General features: G+C 41.9%; 17 protein-coding genes and 1 pseudogene. 9 read left to right on the forward strand and 9 right to left on the reverse strand.

Annotation, left to right across the window (positions count from 1 at the left end):
- Positions 1-106: 106 nt before the first annotated feature.
- Positions 107-523 carry a hypothetical protein gene (locus VB732_RS33340; protein WP_323235113.1) on the forward strand — a complete coding sequence of 139 codons (417 nt, stop codon included), beginning with the start codon at positions 107-109 and terminating at the stop codon, positions 521-523.
- A 66-nt stretch (positions 524-589) separates the two neighbouring features.
- On the opposite strand, the gene VB732_RS33345 is transcribed toward VB732_RS33340, so the two are convergent.
- Positions 590-1,747 (reverse strand): ParB/RepB/Spo0J family partition protein, encoded by a 1,158-nt coding sequence (locus tag VB732_RS33345; RefSeq protein ID WP_416235799.1) that lies wholly within the window; start codon positions 1,745-1,747, stop codon positions 590-592.
- Positions 1,744-2,514, reverse strand: coding sequence for an AAA family ATPase (locus tag VB732_RS33350; protein WP_323235114.1), 771 nt, complete (start codon positions 2,512-2,514; stop codon positions 1,744-1,746). The genes VB732_RS33345 and VB732_RS33350 overlap by 4 nt, the downstream gene beginning before the upstream one ends.
- Before the next feature lie 154 nt (positions 2,515-2,668).
- Here VB732_RS33350 and VB732_RS33355 point away from each other — a divergent pair, with 154 nt between their 5' ends.
- The 6 genes from VB732_RS33355 (at position 2,669) to VB732_RS33380 (ending at position 9,723) form a co-directional block, all read left to right on the forward strand.
- Positions 2,669-2,884: a hypothetical protein gene (locus VB732_RS33355; RefSeq protein WP_323235115.1), complete on the forward strand. Its 216-nt coding sequence runs from the start codon at positions 2,669-2,671 to the stop codon at positions 2,882-2,884.
- A gap of 61 nt (positions 2,885-2,945) precedes the next feature.
- Entirely contained in the window at positions 2,946-4,655 is a 1,710-nt protein-coding gene (locus tag VB732_RS33360) for a DEAD/DEAH box helicase (protein WP_323235116.1), read from the forward strand.
- A gap of 19 nt (positions 4,656-4,674) precedes the next feature.
- The gene (locus VB732_RS33365) at positions 4,675-5,715 is read left to right on the forward strand and encodes a hypothetical protein (protein WP_323235117.1); all 1,041 of its coding nucleotides are present in this window, start codon (positions 4,675-4,677) and stop codon (positions 5,713-5,715) included.
- Between the two features lie 256 nt (positions 5,716-5,971).
- Positions 5,972-6,178, forward strand: a complete 207-nt coding sequence (locus VB732_RS33370; RefSeq protein ID WP_416235800.1) for a type II toxin-antitoxin system RelE/ParE family toxin — start codon at positions 5,972-5,974, stop codon at positions 6,176-6,178.
- Complete coding sequence (locus VB732_RS33375) at positions 6,175-6,486, forward strand: addiction module antidote protein (protein ID WP_323235118.1); 312 nt, start codon at positions 6,175-6,177, stop codon at positions 6,484-6,486. The genes VB732_RS33370 and VB732_RS33375 overlap by 4 nt, the downstream gene beginning before the upstream one ends.
- 1,104 nt (positions 6,487-7,590) lie before the next feature.
- Entirely contained in the window at positions 7,591-9,723 is a 2,133-nt protein-coding gene (locus tag VB732_RS33380; RefSeq protein ID WP_323235119.1) for a diguanylate cyclase domain-containing protein, read from the forward strand.
- On the opposite strand, the pseudogene VB732_RS33385 reads toward VB732_RS33380, so the two are convergent.
- Positions 9,720-9,895: pseudogene (locus VB732_RS33385) on the reverse strand (tyrosine-type recombinase/integrase); the annotation flags it as partial. The gene VB732_RS33380 and the pseudogene VB732_RS33385 sit on opposite strands and share 4 nt — an antisense overlap.
- A 40-nt stretch (positions 9,896-9,935) precedes the next feature.
- Positions 9,936-10,505 carry a site-specific integrase gene (locus tag VB732_RS33390; protein ID WP_323235121.1) on the reverse strand — a complete coding sequence of 190 codons (570 nt, stop codon included), beginning with the start codon at positions 10,503-10,505 and terminating at the stop codon, positions 9,936-9,938.
- 409 nt (positions 10,506-10,914) lie between these two features.
- On the opposite strand from VB732_RS33390, the gene VB732_RS33395 reads away from it, so the two are divergent.
- Complete coding sequence (locus VB732_RS33395; protein ID WP_323235122.1) at positions 10,915-11,232, forward strand: helix-turn-helix domain-containing protein; 318 nt, start codon at positions 10,915-10,917, stop codon at positions 11,230-11,232.
- 6 nt (positions 11,233-11,238) lie between these two features.
- Here VB732_RS33395 and VB732_RS33400 read toward each other — a convergent pair whose 3' ends face one another.
- The 4 genes from VB732_RS33400 to VB732_RS33415 form a co-directional block, all read right to left on the reverse strand.
- Positions 11,239-11,865, reverse strand: coding sequence for a Uma2 family endonuclease (locus VB732_RS33400; protein ID WP_323235123.1), 627 nt, complete (start codon positions 11,863-11,865; stop codon positions 11,239-11,241).
- 391 nt (positions 11,866-12,256) lie between these two features.
- Positions 12,257-12,799, reverse strand: coding sequence for a hypothetical protein (locus tag VB732_RS33405; RefSeq protein WP_323235124.1), 543 nt, complete (start codon positions 12,797-12,799; stop codon positions 12,257-12,259).
- Between the two features lie 44 nt (positions 12,800-12,843).
- Positions 12,844-13,365 carry an SHOCT domain-containing protein gene (locus tag VB732_RS33410; RefSeq protein WP_323235125.1) on the reverse strand — a complete coding sequence of 174 codons (522 nt, stop codon included), beginning with the start codon at positions 13,363-13,365 and terminating at the stop codon, positions 12,844-12,846.
- A 784-nt stretch (positions 13,366-14,149) separates the two neighbouring features.
- The gene (locus VB732_RS33415) at positions 14,150-14,866 is read right to left on the reverse strand and encodes a PEP-CTERM sorting domain-containing protein (protein WP_323235126.1); all 717 of its coding nucleotides are present in this window, start codon (positions 14,864-14,866) and stop codon (positions 14,150-14,152) included.
- Between the two features lie 197 nt (positions 14,867-15,063).
- Between VB732_RS33415 and VB732_RS33420 the strand changes: the two genes are divergently transcribed.
- Positions 15,064-15,243, forward strand: coding sequence for a hypothetical protein (locus VB732_RS33420; RefSeq protein WP_323235127.1), 180 nt, complete (start codon positions 15,064-15,066; stop codon positions 15,241-15,243).
- Here the strand turns inward: VB732_RS33420 and VB732_RS33425 are convergent.
- Positions 15,234-16,540: hypothetical protein (locus tag VB732_RS33425; protein ID WP_323235128.1), on the reverse strand; the 1,307-nt coding region annotated here is incomplete at its 5' end. The genes VB732_RS33420 and VB732_RS33425 overlap by 10 nt on opposite strands.

Raw genomic sequence — 16,540 nt, forward strand, 5'->3', positions numbered from 1 at the left:
TACTGCTGTGATTCTAACTGGAGTCCAAAATTAAATTAATTAACTAAGTCCGAATAAACCCAAGGCATTTTGTTATTGTTCAATTACTTGGAGAGGCAAAATATCTATGGGTGAAGCTAAACGGCGCAAACAACTAGATCCCAATTATGGAAAGTCTAATTCTCAAAATCATGCAATGAGAGAATTAATGTATTTAACAACAGATGAAAAGGGATTAAGGTGGCTTGATATTATGCACAAGTCATTAAACCAATATCCAGGAACGTTAATTAAGCAAGAGCTTGAATCCAAAGGGGACACACAAGGCGTAGAAAAATTTAATAAATTATGTCATGCAACGGATGAAGAACTGCTTGCGTATACGATACAAGCAGTGCATTTCTTTTGTCATTTAGACCCGAAGTTTAGTTTTAAAAACTATAGTCTTTTCAAGGAAGAAGATATGGGTCATGTCATCAAATCTTATATGTATGCAATACTATGTATTTTCGACGTAGAAAGGAAAGCTACATTGGCAGTTTGAGATGGATGGGTTGAATCACAGGTTTAAAACTCTACCCGTAGAGATTACCTGACAATTTACCTAAAGTCACTCATCCCCTAGTAAGGCTTCGAGCTTGTTCAAAAGGTTTACTAGCTGCTTTTGCTTTCTAGGTTCTTTCCATAACTGACGCTTCTTAATGCGCTGGGTGATATTTTGGAGACGGTCTGGTATTTGGTTAGATGCTTTCGAGTCGGGCGTAAGTTCTACATCCGTCCAATCTGTGATTTTTTCTTTGATTTGGCTTAAAGACCAATAGTTAGCTATCGCTTCGGATAAAAGTTTTTTTCGGATTTCATTATTTCTTACCCGCGCCAGGGCTTGGGCTTTGGTGTATTCCAGTTTCCCTTCTCGCAGTGCTATTAAAATTTCTTCGGGCAGATTGAGCAAAGGTAAGCGTGTGGTGATGAACGATAGCCAATTCATGAGTCCCAGGCTCTCAAACACCTGTTGTACCGTGTTTGATTGTTCTTCATCTAGGTTAGGAGAAACGTTTTTACTAGATTCAGTTTCATCGGCTAACTGGTCAGAAACCTTGTTCCCAGTTTGTGGATTATCGGGGTTAGGAAAAACGTTTTTCCTAGATTCATTTTTCTCGGCTAAATGGTCAGAAACGTTGTCCTCAGATTGTGGATTATCGGGGTTAGGAGAAACGTTTTTCCTAGATTCATTTAATGAGGATTTTGAGGGCTGTTCCCCCTTACTGTGAGCGTTTTTCATTCGATACAGCAAGGATTTGACGGCTTCTACATCGCAATGCAGCCGGATTGCCAACAGGTGCAATATCCCTTCAGTTTCTTCAACAGGGTTCAGGTCTTCTCGTTGCAAGTTTTCAATCAAAGCCAACTGAAACGCTTGGTCATCAGATAGCTCACGCACAACCACAGGCACAACTTCAAGTTCTGCTGACTGTCCTGCCCGATAACGTCTTTCTCCTGCTACTAATTCGTATTTCCCTCCGCCAATTGGACGCACCAACAGAGGTTGGAGGATGCCATGCTGTTTGACTGACGAGACTAATTCTTTTAATGCTTGTGGGTCAAAGTATCGTCTCGGTTGGTGTGGGGGCAGAACTATATCTTCCAGCTTGATAGTAGTTTCAGTCGCTCTTGATGTTTCTGCATCCGGTGAGTCTAACCAAGGTGCTGGGGGTGGAGTTGTAATTTGACCCCCAAAGGGTTTGTCTGTTTGTTTGCGTCGGATCATAAAGCCTCCAAAGCCTTGGCGATTTCTTCAAGAATAGTGACTACAGGATGTTTCGGGTCAAATACTGCTAGGGGCGCACGTTCTTCTGACGCATCGACAAAAGCCGTGGCTCTGGGGATGGGTGGGAAAATACGACCCCAAGCGGAAAGTTGTTCTTGGATGGCTGCTAATGCGCGTTTATCGGCTGAATTCTGTTGAGCATACCGCGTAGGAACAAACCCGGCTATTTGGATTTTGCGGTTGGCTTTATTTTTGACGTGGGTAATAGTTTGTAAAAGCTCGTCTGTTCCCTCGAAGGCTTTTATATGGGTTTCAACGGGAACGAGTACGTGTGTGGCCGCGACTAAGGCGATATACGAAAGCAATCCTAAGCTGGGGGGACAATCTATAAGAATGAAGTCGTATTCATTTAGAACAGATTCAACGGCTTCCTTAAGGCGCAACTCGCGCATCGCAGCACTGACTAACTGCATTTCTGCTCCACTTAGGACTCGGCTAGCTGGAACCAAGTCCATGCCGTGAATGCCCTCATGAATCGGTAAGGGCTGCTCGTCGATAATGGCATCAGCAACGGTTTTTTGTAACTGAGATGGCACTAACCCCATGAATTTGGTCAAGCTTGCTTGGGGGTCTATGTCGATGAGAAGGACGCGGTGTTTTCGTCGCGCTAGGTGGTATCCCAGGTTTTGGGTCAGTGTCGATTTGGCGACACCACCCGCTTGGTTAAACAGGGCGATAATGCGGCAAAGAGGGTCAGAAGTTGACACTGGCTTTCGTTCCTAGAAGATACGTTGACATTTGGTCAACCGGCTCGGTTTTAGTTTCCAGTTTATTGAAGTGTATCAGAAGAAGAGAAGTTCTAGCTAAGACGGTAATTTCAGCAGTAGACTTTATAGAATCAAGCAACATTAAGTCATGACTATGACAACCAAACAAGCCATTTTTGAAGCGATTGAACAACTGCCAGAGCAGCACCAAGAAGACGTGTTGCGGTATGTTCAACAGCTTGCACTTACCCAGAAATCACCCTCCTCTTACTCACCCACTGGCAGTAGCGACCCCCTGGCAAACTTTATCGGTGCAGTATCTCATGGCTCCTTGGCTGCCAACTTAGACTCGGAACTCTATGGCGACTAAGTGCTGAATGGTCAAATCTGCGTGCGCGGTGTGGTTAAAAGTAGCTATTTACGGGTGCATCATGGAGACAAACTATACATTCAAATTCAATTCTGACACTGCCTTATCAGCCCTGAAAGCTGGTAAATACGACCCCATCAACTTTTACGAGGCGCGTTTAGACCTGTTCAACCTCTCGGTAATGGCAGACTACGATCAGCTAATTTGCCTGCCCACACTAACTGCTATTGACAAATACTGGTATCAGATTGAAACAGCCCGAAAAGTACTTAGACAACTCGGTGGACGCGCATTACTAGCCGATGAAGTCGGATTGGGCAAAACTATTGAGGCGGGACTAATCATAGCCGAGTACTTAGCAAGGGGTATGGTACAGTCCATGCTGGTGTTAACTCCTGCATCCCTAGTTTCCCAGTGGCAATCAGAGTTAAGTGACAAATTTAATATTGCTACTATCACCACAGATAATCGAGATCCCCAACAACCGATAAACGAATTTTGGACAAATAATCCGCGAATTATCGCTTCATTAAACACGGCTAAGTCTGCTAAACATTATCCCCACGTCACCAGTCGCACTTGGGACTTGGTTGTTGTCGATGAAGCCCACCACCTGAAAAATCGCACTACCCTAAACTGGAAACTGGTCAATGCCCTCAATAAGCGGTTTATCCTCATGCTCACTGCTACGCCAGTGCAGAACTCCCTTATTGAACTGTTTAATCTGCTCACCCTCCTCAAACCGGGACTGCTACAAACAGAAGCCGCTTTTAAAAAAGAATATGTCGATTCCAGAAATGGGCGAGTCCCGAAAAATCCAGAAAAGTTACGCTCTCTGATGCGGGAAGTTATGGTGCGAAATACCCGCGCCTTAGTAGATGTCAAACTGCCTAAACGCTTCGCCACCACAATTACTGTTACCCCGGCAGCAGGCGAGGAGAAACTTTACCAGGACTTGAGCGAGTATCTACGTTCTTCAGAGGATAAACTAGACAGGCTCTCCCGTACCAATTTGCTAATGCGTGCTGGTTCATCCCCTGGTGCTTTGGCTGACTCCCTCAAGCAACTGAGCAAACGCCTACCCGATGAGGAACTGAAGTCTTTAGCAAGACGAGCAGCCCAGGTGAAGCAGGTCGAGAAAGCAAAAGTATTGGTAGAAATGCTCTCAAAATCTTCCCAGAAAACCTTGGTCTTCACAACCCATAAAGCGACTAGCACTTATTTGGCCCAAACTCTCCTTGCAGCAAATATCCCCTTTGCAGAATTTACTGGTGGGATGTCCCTTAAACAGAAAGATGAGGCTATCGCCGCATTTCGAGATACTGTTTCTGTACTGCTGGCATCCGAAACAGGCGGAGAGGGACGTAACATTCAGTTTGCGAACGCGATCGTTAATTATGACCTCCCCTGGAACCCAATGAAAATAGAACAGCGCATTGGTCGTATCCACCGCATTGGACAAACCCAGGATGTTTTTATTTTTAACTTTTGTCTCAAGGGCAGTATCGAAGAGTATATTCTGCGGATCTTGCATGACAAAATTAATATGTTTGAACTAGTGGTCGGAGAGATTGAAACAATTTTAGGGAACGTGGATGATGAATTTGACTTTAGTGAAATTGTCATGGATATCTGGCTCAAGCATCAGGTTAAACCAGAATTAGATACAGCCTTCGAGCAATTGGCAGATAATTTGTTGAAAGCCAAAAACCAGTATCAGCAAATTCAAGAACTGGATGAACAGATTTTTGGCGAAGATTTTGAAGCTTGAGAAATTGATTTGACTAACTATGATTTCAGATCCAATTATTGCTACTTTAGAAAAAATTGTTTCTCTGCATGATGGGATAGCAGAACCTGCTGGTGAACACATTTTAAATGTGTTGTTAACAGAAAATATAGCATCGCTACTTTCCCTCCCCGAAGAAGTTACTTTTACAACTATTGCTGATGTACCCCAAAGTGTTTTTGTTACTTATCATTCAGAAGTCTTAAATAAGCTATCTGAACTATTAGCTGTTAAAGGACTTATTAGTGCGTTGGGTGTTAAAATCGATGGACATCTGAAAAACACAGGCTTTGAGAAAATTTTATTGGATAGACTCGCACCTCAAAATGGCTTAATTCGTTTTTTAGATGCTAAACCAGAAATTACTCGTTACATCTTGTGTAATGTCGCTTACACAGCGAATGCTTCCGAAAAAAGGATTGGTTTAGTTTCGTTCATTATCAATGAAATAACCGGAGTAACACCAGTAGAAATTGGGGATGCTTTGTTTTGGGAGTCTGACCTAATGACTGTGGAGCATCAAGAGACACCATTGGCGATGCCAATTGAAGAGTTGTTGAGGTTAATCGAACATCAAAGTGCAATATTAATTGGTAAATCTCTAGATAATTGGCAGGCTAAATTAACAAGAGCAAGAGCTAGGGATGAAGACAGACTCAAGGATTATTACAACACGATTAGCGACTCGATTCGCAACAAGATTGAGTTAAAAAAATTGATTGGTGATGAACAAGACAAAGAATTAGCACGAATTGAAGCCACTAATAGAGAGTTAGAGAGAAAATTGTTAGATATCCAAGAGCGTTATGCAATGAGTGTAGAAGCTTGGTTGCACAGTGCAATGATTATCCATCTCCCTACGGTACATATTCAGTGTGAGTTGCAACGAAAGAAAGTAAAACGGACTGTAACAGCAGTTTGGAATCCGTTCACTAAAATTCTTGAGCCGCTTCGTTGTGAATTATCAGGAGAGCCTGTTTACAATTTCTATTTAGATGACAAGTCCGCCAAAATTATCTCACCGACAGTTTGGAGAAAGTAATTGGTGAGATTTCCGCTACTAGGGTTTGACCCCCGATACCAAAGAGCAACCTTCCCCAAATCTGGCAGGGCAGCGTCATTCTTGAAACTTTGTCGCTTTTAAGCTACGATTTATAATCTATGGCTGATATCGTTCGTCAAAAAACACTGCTTGTCTATGCAGAAGAAGACGGCAAGGAGCCGTACACCGAATGGCTCTTAAGCTTGAAGGACTATGTGATCCGTTCCAGGATAATTCGACGGATAGAGCATAACTCTTGCAGGGCAATTACGGGGATTGCAAGCCAGTTGGAGATGGCGTGTTTGAACTGAGGTTTTTCTTTGGCAGTGGCTACCGCGTTTACTTTGGAGAATCCGCGAACGATCTAGTAATTCTTCTATGTGGTGGCGACAAGGACAGCCAGGACAGGGACATAGAAAAGGAAGCGAGGATATTGGCAGGCTTATCAGGAGGAACAGGATGAGCAAGAAACTGAGAAACCATGACGAGGTTGTGTTCGAGCAGCTGCGGAACCCGGAAATGGTAAAGGCTTACCTGGACGTTGCCCTTGAAGAGTACGAGCAGGATGGCGATATTGCGTTTTTTCTGGAAGCGCTGCGGAACGTGGTGGAAGCACGGGAGGGGATGACGAGCCTTGCGGAAAAAACGGGTTTGAACCGCCAGAATCTTTACCGGGCCTTGTCGCCAGAAGGCAACCCAGAACTGCGAACCATCAGCCTTATTCTGCACAATCTCGGCTATCGCCTGAGTGTGCAACCAATTCAAAGCTGAAAATTTCAAAGTATATGCGGGCTTTTACTGAAGCTTACCCAGATGAGCAAATTGTGCAGCAGCTTGTTGCACTAATTCCTTGAGGGCATAATGTTCGTATTTTGGATGCTATCAAAGACATAACAGCAAAGCTATGGTATGTACAAAAAACCTTCCTAGTGCATAGCTTAACTCATATCCTTACGCTTTAATTTACACCTATACATAATAACGTGTATACAAATTATCATGTATAGGTGTAAAAAATTTTATACATTTATCTGTAATGCTACATAAGTACAGATTAAAAGCTTACTTATAGATACGCTTGGGCAATTCTAAGCTTTCTGCTTGCAACTTTTCCACATAACTCTTTTGTAGTATTATATTACACGAAAAAGCCTGTCTTTAGGTTTGATTTATCTGCGATCGCTTAATTTTACATATTTAGCCTAGAGAGTAGAAAATTAGATATAGAGCAGATTAGAGCCATATAACAGGGTTTTTTTGTACAAACCCTCGAAAAGGGGGATTAAGGAATTTAATCTTGAATGGTGCTTTACCTTAAAAGAAAGCGCAAACCTTTATAGAGCTATAGCTTTGGGAGAGTCTCATTAGTCCTTAGACGATCTAAGAATTGCATTTTGAGACATAAAAAGAGACACAATACAGGAGTGTCTCAAAAAGTATAGTTTCTGAGACACGTTGGAGGGAAAAGCATTGCTGGCAAGGATTTGAAGTAATAATGCCAAACCTTGTTTTTACTATTCCCCCTTTTCGAGGGGACATACAAAAAACCCCTAACACGAATGTAGTTTTATATCTTCCTAAAAGAGTGGTACCCAAATTATTTTTGCAATAGAAACCTTTTTGATGAATTAACCAGCATAACTATTGCCATTCCCTTTCCTCAAGTTACTTTGAAAATTGCTATAAAATTTCAGGAATATAAAGTTTAGGCTTTGATCAATTGGTTTGATTTTGAAGTTATTACTAACTATCAAATATCAGGTTGTATCTCACTGACTTTTTGGGTACTTTCTAATCACATCCAAGAAAGAATTAATATATTTTACATATAGGCTTAAGAAAATTACATAAGCTGCTCCTGCTTTTAATATTGCCATGTACTCCAATCATTTATCAGGTTATGAAACTGACTTGAAGCAAATCCTTGATAAAATTAGGATGCTGGCTGACCAAATTCACCAGTCTTTTGAATTGAGTGAAATTCTCAATATTATTGTCACCGAAGTCAGAAAAACCTTAGAAACTGATCGCGCCATTATCTATCGCTTTTTGCCAGATGGAGATGGATGTGTTGGTGTCATTGAAGATATTAATAATAAAACCTTTGACCCTTGTTACAAAAAGCTATTAACCGACTTGCAGATTCGAGCTAATTTAGTAGTACCAATTTTAGTAAACAATCAAAAAATTGATGGAGTTTCTAGTATATATCCTCACTTGTGGGGCTTATTAATTGCTCACCAGTGCAGTGGTTCGCGTCAATGGAGTGCTTTAGAAATTGAGTATTTCCAACTAATAGCCGCAGAGCTAGGAATCGCTCTTGGGCAAGCAGAATGCCATCAGCGATTGGCTATATCCCACCAAAAGCTAACGCCGCAACTCAATGAAGACCTGAAAATTTTGACAGTTCAGCCAAAGTCGAAGTTGAGGTCAATAAAAAGAATTTTGCATAAGAATCTTAGAAAATCCATTATCCTCATTAATGAAAAGGATATTACCAAGCAACAAGCTGCACTACAAGAACGCTTGCGTATAGAAGAAGCACTCAGAGATAGTGAACAACGTTATCGTTCTGTAATTGCAGCGATGGCAGAAGGTATTGTTCTACAGCAATCCGATGGGCAGATTACCGCCTGTAACGACAGTGCCGAAAGAATTTTAGGGTTAACAGCCGATCAAATGATGGGGCGAACTTCCATCGATCCACGATGGCAAGCTATTCATGAAGATGGTACACCTTTCCCAGGCGAAACTCACCCTGCCATCGTCACCTTACGCACCGGACAGCCCCAATTTCATGTCATTATGGGAGTTCACAAACCTGATGGTAGCTTGACTTGGATTTCAATCAATTCTCAGCCACTGTTTGAATCCGATGAATTAAAACCTTATGCGGTGGTCGCATCATTTACAGATATCACAGTTTGCAAACAAGCACAACTTGCCCTCCAACAGCAAACAGAACGGGAACGCTTGATCTATGCGAGCGCTCAACACATCCGCGAGTCATTGGACTTGGATGAAATCTTGAACACAACTGTTGCCGAAGTTCGACAATTTCTGCAAACCGATCGCGTCATACTCTACCGCTTTAACCCAGATTGGAGTGGTGTAGTTGTCACGGAGTCTGTAGCAAAAGGTTGCCAGGCGATTTTGAATATGGAAATTACAGAAACATATTTTGTAGAAAGACAGAGACAGTTTTATCAACAGAATACCGTCAAAGCTACTTCAGACATCTATACCGCCGGATTGACCCTTTGTCATCTAGAGTTCTTAGAAAAGTTACAAGTCAGAGCCAAGCTAGTTGTACCAATTTTACAAGGCGATCGCCTTTGGGGTATTTTGGTTGCTCATCATTGCAGCGCTCCGCGTGAGTGGCAAACTTGGGAGGGCGAACTGCTTGGGCAATTGGCAACACAGGTAGCCATCGCTATCCAGCAATCAGAACTTTATCAACAATTGCAGCGTGCCAACCAGCAACTGGAAAAAATGGTGATGGTGGATGAATTAACTCAAATCGCCAATCGCCGATGTTTTGATCATAGGCTTGATTCTGTCTGGCAATATCTTTTACGAGAACAAGGTTTTATCTCACTACTTTTATGCGACATTGATTATTTTAAACAATATAACGATACTTATGGTCATGCGACCGGAGATGATTGTTTGCGCTTTATTGCCCAAGCTTTCAAGCAAAGTGTCAAACGTTCTAGAGATTTAGCTGCTCGTTATGGCGGAGAAGAGTTTGTTGTCATCTTGCCTAATACTGCTAGTGATGGGGCTTTTCACGTTGCCCAAGAAATTCATAAAGCGATCCAACAGCTAAATATTCCTCATGCTACATCGGCTGTGAAGCATCACGTCACCTTGAGTATCGGAATTGCCACAGTGATTCCGACACCTAATATGGTTCCTTTGGATTTGATTGAGGCCGCAGATCAAGCCCTTTATCAAGCCAAAGCAAACGGGCGAAATTGTTCATGTATAAAGAATAACATATTTTAAAACCCAATCACTGAAACAGCCTTTCGCTTCTGCTCTGGTGTAACTTCCTTCATAACGCTGTAAAGTCCCCAGGTCGCCGTGGCCAGAGATTTCTTGAATAGTTCGAGGGAGGTATCCCGACGCTCGACATCTGCGCTCTGGCAGTTCGCCTAAACGAATGGGTGCTGACTCCCTAACAGAGATGTTGGTATAGATCATTTTCTATACATTGTTCAAAAATCCAAAGCTGAGATAGCATTCTGTTTCTGCTTCTCAGTTACCCCCAGATATCGCTCCAAAGCTGCCAAAGTCCGATGCCCCGATATCTCCTGTATGTGGCGCAACGGTATTCCGGCATCACTCATCCTGGTTAACGCAGTCCTCCTAAAGCTGTGCGTACTCACCCCCTCAATAAAGAGCCGCACACAGGTATCTCTGAGGATTTTGTCAGCACTCACCTTATGAATATGCCCCAATCCATGCCGCCCCGGAAATAAAAACTCCTTACGGCGGTTGGGGTTGTACTCTTCTAAATATTGCTTAAGCTTTGGATGCACTCGAATTTCCCTAGTGTCCCGCTTGCCTTTGGTATTGACACTCCGTAGCACTAACACGCCTCTCACACCATTGCTGCCAAACACATCATTTACTGCCAACGTGCAAGCTTCGTTGATTCGACAAGCAGCATAAAGGCACACCCCAAATAAAGCGCGATCGCGTGGGTTGACAAAGCCCTCAGTAAATAGGACATTGATTTGATCAGGTGTGAGGATTTCTGCCCTACCGAATCGATTGATTTTCATAGGGTCTAGCCTACATGATCTAAGCCCAATAAAACAATGTAAGTCACCAAAAAGCCTATTGTTTCGTGGGCGATTCCAGGCGATTAATCAAGACTTATCAATCAGCCCGAAAGCGCAAACGCTACAACCCGCATTCTTTCGTTGGCTGATTAAACCTGCTTATGCTTGCAGCACTATGACCACTTGCAGGTATGATCTGCACCAATAGGGTTCGCTCATGTTGCGGCTTGCTCAACTGTCTATACTGCTTCTATACCCCTGGTTGATCAATCGTTGCTATCAAAACCGATATCAATTTTCTCTCCACCAGCGTCTAGACATGGTGTAGTAAATAAAATTTACCTTCCTGGTAGTGCGGGGGACATTTCATGTTACGGTCTGACTGGTTTTATAGGAAATTTTATATAAAATGGACGTTTTTGAAGAAAGCAGTGGCAACGTATTCGCTGACCTCGGTTTAGAGGATGCGGATGAACTTTTTACGCGGGGCAAGATAGGGATTCAGGTACTCCGCCTTCTGAAACAACGCAACCTGAAACAGCGCGAAATCAGCGAACTTCTTGGCATTCCCCAGCCAGAAGTCTCTCATCTAATGAAAGGAGAGTTTCAACGGTTCAGTGAGGGCAAACTCCTCATTTTCCTCAAGCGGCTCGATACGGAAATCACCTTACATCTTCGCCCTCGTAACGCGCTAGGCCAGTCTGCTGAAACTGTGATATCGCTATAGGGCAGGCTAACTTCCACGCACAAAGTTCCTTAACCACCGAATCGCCTCAGAGGTTGTTTGCTCGTTGGCAATTTGGAGGCATTGCTGCACAATTTCTCTTACGTTAGGAAAATAGCTGCTTTCTGTAATTACGTAATTATCAAAGAGCAATCTATAAACTAATAACTGCTTATTCTTTAACAGCCAAACCTCTGGCACTTTATAAGGAAGATAGTCATTAATACTGGTATAGCTAGTAACATCTACCTCAATGACTAAATCTGGTGGAGGGTCATTGAGCCAGTCGATACGGCTTTTACCTACTACGGATCTCCAATTTTCAATATAAAAGCAAAAGTCAGGCTCAATGCCACTAACTTGAGGCAAGCTCATGGTGATGGGCGTAAATGAGTCATATCTTTGCTCTAAATGATCCAGCAAAACCTTAGCAATATCTGCCAGCAAGCTTGCATCTCTTCCATGCTCCGGTAGCGGTGCCATCAACCAAATCTCTCCATGTCGATACTTGAGCCGAGGGAAGGCGCGATCTCCAAGTTGCTGACTCAGTAGTTGGTAATCTTGCCAAGACCCCAACATCCTGACAACTGTGCCAGGTGGCAACTCGATTCTTTCAGGTGTAATTACAGTGTGCATATTCGCCTGCCTTTAGAAACTCCGGCCATACCAAAACGGTTGACTGTTTTTGATGCCCCTCTGTTATTGGTAATAATATCTATTATCTCGTTATACGTTAACCTAAAAAGGTTAAATTTAACCTAATTCCAAAGTAGTAACAGCAAAAATATTGTGCCGATTAATATTAGTGGCATAAAGTTGTATAAATATGCTCGATAAGTTTTATTCTAATTTTTATCTTTTTAGCAAGGATTTTACTACTAAAATCAACTGTAATTATATGTTAATAATTAATCCTAAATAAAGATTGCTTTCTTCACTACTAACCCCTTCTCGCAAGCGAGGAGGGGTTAGTAGTGCAAGCAAAATGCAGAGTAGGTTATTTTATTATGGTGTGCCGGACGTGATATTATTCAAGCATGGCTTTTCTTTTTATATATTCATCCGAGTTAATTAAATTCCTCTCAAAGGCAATCTTTAAACTATACAGCTTTTCAAAATTATTGACCCGCTTATTTATTTTAGCTTGTGTTACTTCAAATTCATCTTCATCCATAACTCCCAAGTCTTTGAGTTCCTGAAGTTTTTGTACTTCCTCTTTAACTTGTTTTTTAAGTTTTATTAACTCTTGTGCTTTCAGTTGATCTGCTTGTTGAGACTTAATTTCTTTAATTGTTTCTAAAATTTCTTTCCTTTGCTCATCTAGTTCTTTAATCGGATGAAATAGAGGCATAAGGAATTCCTGAATAACAGGCTCCCCTTGACGTAGATTATCAACAACTGCTTGACCTATTAAGGTATAATTCTTTTCAGTCTTGAGGTCAATTTCCTTAATTTTAATTTCTAACTTTGAAAGTTGTTCATTTCTTTGAACTTCTGCTGAAGTTTGAGTTGAGGCTTCCGAAATACCTTCACTAATTGCACGACCCAAGTTCCCTAAAAAATTATTCATTATTATAGATTCCTTATCATATTAAACATTTGTAAAACCAAGAATTATAGAGAAGTTAAAATATTTTGTTTTTGCACTTTGAATTCTTCTTCAGAAATTTCATTGGCTTCATATTTTCTTTTGAGTTCCTTTAGGAGCTTCACAGCATCTTTGTTAGTGTCAAAACCAGAAGATTCATTATCATTTCTCTCCAGATTATCAATAAAAACTAATGTAGATTTTTCTTGTAGTCGCTGGCGAGCTTTATTAACTGCCATTACTTGTTCAGTTGTGATAGCTCCAGCAGTAATTAAAGAAATGAAACTGCTAACTCCTTTTGAATCTTCGCTTGGTTTTGTTACTAGGTTGAGTATGAAGCTTACAGCCAAAAAGTATCCAAATATTTTGAAAAAATTTATACCTCTATTTAGGTAGAACAGTCCTGCTGGAATAAAAATAAAAGTTAATATTCCAGCTACAGCAGGATTTTTTGCTGCTAGCTCATTAGTTCTAGCTATATCTCTCTGTGTACTAATAAAAGGATTCCAAGCATTTAATTTAGTATGATTGTCCAGTTGAACTGACATTTTTTAGTACCTGTATTGTTCAAAAAAAATAAAATATCTAGTAGTGAATTTGATAAAATTTTTAGTTTTATAATCTACTTATAAATAAATTATTTTTTAGATGAGGTGTTTAAGCAATTTAGATGAAGTTTTCTCTGTAAAAATCTTAGCTATTATTATTTTTTAAGTAATTGATAACATTACTGAACTATTAACTATTTTGATATAGATAATTCAGTATATTCATGGTTATTAAAGCCTCCGTGATCTGCCGAGGGCTAATGTCTCCTGTCTTAACTCTGTCTAGATGTCTGTCTGCCTCTGTCCATTGCTGCATAAGCATTCTGTCTACTTCTGTCCATCCTGTCCCTCTGTATGATTTGGGGCGATTTCGATGGTCGAGGCATCTAGCCAGACGGCCAGACTATTCTCAACCAACTCATTAAACAATCGCTTCAATTCCTCCGAACTGAACCGTTGACCCTTTACCTTAAAGTTTGGCTGTATCTCAATAATGACTGCCCATTAAAAGCGATCGCTGCCCCGGTGTGCCAGCAATTGCTACCAACCACGATTGAGATAACACCCGCTAGTAGTCTGGGTTTTGTGTGAGCGGATAAACATCAACGGCAGTCAAATCAATCAATGGGCAACGATGCTTAACCTAGAAGAAAGATGAATACCTGTTTGAGTTGACTGGGTGGAAGAAGCCCCTTAATGCTCGGCGTTACTTCCCGGTGTTGGGGGACGAGCAGAAACTTGGGGCAAAAACTAGTTAGTAGGGGCAATCTGGAGAGGATTTTAATCAACAGTTACATTTTGCTTTCTTCTGTCTTCTGGAATAGCCTCTTTTGAGGACTGCTCCAAATCCCAAAGCCATAATAGGGCCAAAAACTGTTGAGGTTTCAGGAACGGGTCGAACCTCAAAGCTTGCCCCAGTCACATTGTCTAATCCGAAACCTTCTCCACCATCATCATTAATTCGTGATCTAAAAGTCACTTTGCGAATGTCCTCTACAGGATTAGTTACAAAACCAAAGAAGCCATTGTTGACTGTTACTGGAATGGTGGTGAAGACCCCACCCATATCCAACACTAGGTCTAAATTGAGTCTTTCCCCAGTTTCAGCTCCAAAGAAATCTGCTCCCCATGCAAAAACTGGAGTCTTTAAAGTTAGGTCAACTGTGGTAGACCCAAATTCCGTGAATACTGAAGCATGATTTGTACCATTATTGTCGTCGTACTGGAAAGGTGGCACCTCAATAAAGTTGCGGAATTCCTCGGATACCAGACTGGTACCTACTCGAAGGAGTGTGAACTCTCCAACGTTAACAGGGGTGGTTCGGAATTCTGTGTCAAAAGTAAAACTTTCAAAATCTTCAACGAATGTGTCACTTCCTATGACAGCGGTGTTCCAATCAGTACGTGAAGTAAAAATCGTAAAAGCTTCCGCTTTTTGCGTGCCAAGGGTTCCCAGCGCCACGATTGCTGCTGTGGCAGCAGCCATTGGTAATTTTTTCATATAATTAAGTATTTTTACTAGTGTTAATGTCTTCTTGTTAGTCTAGTAAATTTAGTGACGTTTAGCAAATCCTGGTTCAAACTGATGATTGCAGGTTGGTTGCATTTAATTAAGGAAATAAACAAGCCAGCCACAGCAGCGTTACCAGAGGTAGGCTCCTAATAATAAATGGCTGTTTATGAGGTTATTTCTTATTGGTGTCTAGCAGACACGTACTAGACACTTGGTGTCTGGGTGGTGTCTGGGGTCGTGTCTGGCGGTGTCTATGCTATACAAGGGTTTTGAGCTTTGGTGTCTGTGGTGTCTGGTGTCCAGTGTCCACGAAAAAAGGGCGTTTTTGGGAGCAGACACCAGACACCGATGGCAGTCAAATTTGATTAAGCTTGATAACACCCTCGGCTATCCAATAAGCCTTTCCTGCCCCCACAATTTCATACATCCAGCCCTTGATTTGCTCTACAGTGAATCTCTCACCGTTCACTTTAAAATTGCCCTTGAACTCTCTTACATCAGCTTCTATTCGCTCAGTTCTGGTGAGATATTCATACAACTTTTGCGCCATTTGTGATAGCTTCTTAGGTTCATCTTGGGTGTCACCTGCTTTGTTACCAAGATTGAATTCCAGTTCATAAATCCGCTCTAAAGTGGCTTTGTCGATGGTTGGCGGTTCATTACTGGTCACAGGTTTATCAAGCTGAAAATCAATTCGCTTGTGGTCAATTTTAGGCAGTTCAATATCAATCCATTGCCCATGCCCAGGTAATTTAATCTTGCCCTGACCGCTAGCTTTAGCTTCTGTCGTGATTGGGTCAATAGTTGCGATTAGTTCTACTTCTAACAGTGCCGCATCTCGAAGTTTTGATAACCCTTTAGCTTTGGCTAAAATCTCCATCGTCCGATCATGAGCGACAAACAAAGGAATCATTAATTGTTTGCGAGATTCAGTCATGGCACAGCGAAACCATTTACCAATAAAATCCGGGTCAGGCTTCCATTTTTCATCCTCACAATCGTCTGGCATTGGCTCAACAATGTTATCTGTCCAAGTTGTAAACTCCTCAGCGACTACACAGAAATGTTGGTTTGTGTCTCTTAAGTGTTGTGTCCATTGCTCCTCAACCATTCCGCTTTCACGATAGGCTTTGTAACGGCGGCGCATTTCCGCCATGTACCATTGCATAAAGTCGGCTATTTCCCTGTAGCCAGTAATCAGATTCACCCCCCGCCATTCAACTTCAGTCCCGTGCGGGTCAAGTACAAAAATTTGATTCCAGCCAGCAGTACGCTTATGCCAGATAATCTCTCTAGTAGTCCACGACTTACCCGCACCCATGCCACCAAATATCAGAGTAGGGTAGCCGATAGTGTTGTTGATCCAGCGATATTTGTCAGTGGGGGCAATCGCTTGGTTGTCTGCCCCAGTAACCTTATCGTTGGGGTCAATCGTCCCTTGTAAAGTCTGGCTACCTTGCAAATAGGGCGTTTTCATCTCACGCAGTTGCTTAATATACTCTGCTTTCTGTTGCTCGGTCATCCCCGCCGTTTGCGCTTCAAAGATTGCGTCAGTTGCCTCCATTTGGGTAACTTCAATTTCCGTGTGGGCGTAAATCTCGGCTTTTTGGATATCCACAGTGCGATCATTGGCGATTAGATCCAAGTCGGCTTGCAGTTGAA

It is taken from the genome of Nostoc sp. UHCC 0252, assembly GCF_034931145.1.
Taxonomy (GTDB): Bacteria; Cyanobacteriota; Cyanobacteriia; order Cyanobacteriales; family Nostocaceae; genus Nostoc.